Consider the following 1,407-nt stretch of genomic DNA (forward strand, 5'->3'; position numbering starts at 1 on the left):
TTCACACATTCAGGTTTTCGACTACGGGGCTATCACCCGCTACGGCCGGCCTTTCCAGGCACGTTCGTCTAACCAGTCACATGCTTAAGGGCTACTCCCCGTTCGCTCGCCGCTACTAGGGGAATCTCGGTTGATTTCTTTTCCTCCGGGTACTTAGATGTTTCAGTTCTCCGGGTTCGCTTCCCAACACCTATGGATGCAGTGTGGGATACCCAGCTTATGCTGGGTGGGTTTCCCCATTCGGAAATGTCCGGGTCGCAGGTTGTTTGCCACCTCACCGAACCTTATCGCAGGCTACAACGTCCTTCATCGCCTCTGGCTGCCAAGGCATCCACCGTGTGCGCTTAATCGCTTGACCATATAACCCGAAAGGGTCTGGTCAGTGATTAAATCATTCGACAATTGCCGGATACGCTTGAGACGTATCTCGTTTCGTTCTTCTCCGAAGAGAAGAACTGTCAGCATGATCCAAATTGTTAAAGAGCGACTGCTGAAAGCAGTTGAAAACCCTCATCTTGCGATGAACGCTTTCAACTAATTTCAACATCAAGACTGTTAGGTATGTTCCTGCGGTAGGAACTGGTGGAGCCTAGCGGGATCGAACCGCTGACCTCCTGCGTGCAAGGCAGGCGCTCTCCCAGCTGAGCTAAGGCCCCATGATAATCCAAATACTGGAAATCTTTTTGAGACAAGGCAAAGGACGACGACGTTTATGGGGTATAAGCGAGTCGGACTTTAACGCTGAATCAAGAAGATTTTGGTGGGTCTGGGCAGACTCGAACTGCCGACCTCACCCTTATCAGGGGTGCGCTCTAACCAACTGAGCTACAGACCCAGCACCGTATCAACTGCTAAGCCTATCCTGTAGATCGGTCAGCCGACCTCACCCTCCTTTCCATTTAAGGTCAGGGGGTGCGCTCTAACCAACTGAGCTACAGACCCAAACAGTCTTGCTCTGGCCGATCAGGTAATTGATTGTGGACACTTGAACCACGCTAAGCTGGTCGTTTAAGGAGGTGATCCAGCCGCAGGTTCCCCTACGGCTACCTTGTTACGACTTCACCCCAGTCATGAACCACACCGTGGTGATCGCTCTCCCGAAGGTTAAGCTAACCACTTCTGGTGCAGTCCACTCCCATGGTGTGACGGGCGGTGTGTACAAGGCCCGGGAACGTATTCACCGTGACATTCTGATTCACGATTACTAGCGATTCCGACTTCACGGAGTCGAGTTGCAGACTCCGATCCGAACTGAGGCCGGCTTTCTGGGATTCGCTCCATCTCGCGATCTCGCAGCCCTTTGTACCGGCCATTGTAGCACGTGTGTAGCCCTACCCGTAAGGGCCATGATGACTTGACGTCGTCCCCACCTTCCTCCGGTTTGTCACCGGCAGTCTCCTTAGAGTT

At 52.9% G+C, this 1,407-nt stretch carries 2 tRNA genes and 2 rRNA genes; all 4 read right to left on the reverse strand.

The features are described from left to right. Nucleotides 1-358 (reverse strand): 23S ribosomal RNA (locus tag BTW08_RS18390); the annotation flags it as partial. 222 nt (nucleotides 359-580) lie between these two features. Continuing rightward, nucleotides 581-656: transfer RNA gene (locus tag BTW08_RS18395), tRNA-Ala, on the reverse strand. Nucleotides 657-758: 102 nt separating this feature from the next. Then, nucleotides 759-835, reverse strand: a tRNA-Ile gene (locus BTW08_RS18400). 174 nt (nucleotides 836-1,009) lie between these two features. Then, nucleotides 1,010-1,407: ribosomal RNA gene (locus BTW08_RS18405) — 16S ribosomal RNA — on the reverse strand; the annotation flags it as partial.

The organism is Salinicola sp. MH3R3-1 (assembly GCF_001937155.1).
Classification (GTDB): Bacteria; Pseudomonadota; Gammaproteobacteria; order Pseudomonadales; family Halomonadaceae; genus Salinicola; species Salinicola halophyticus.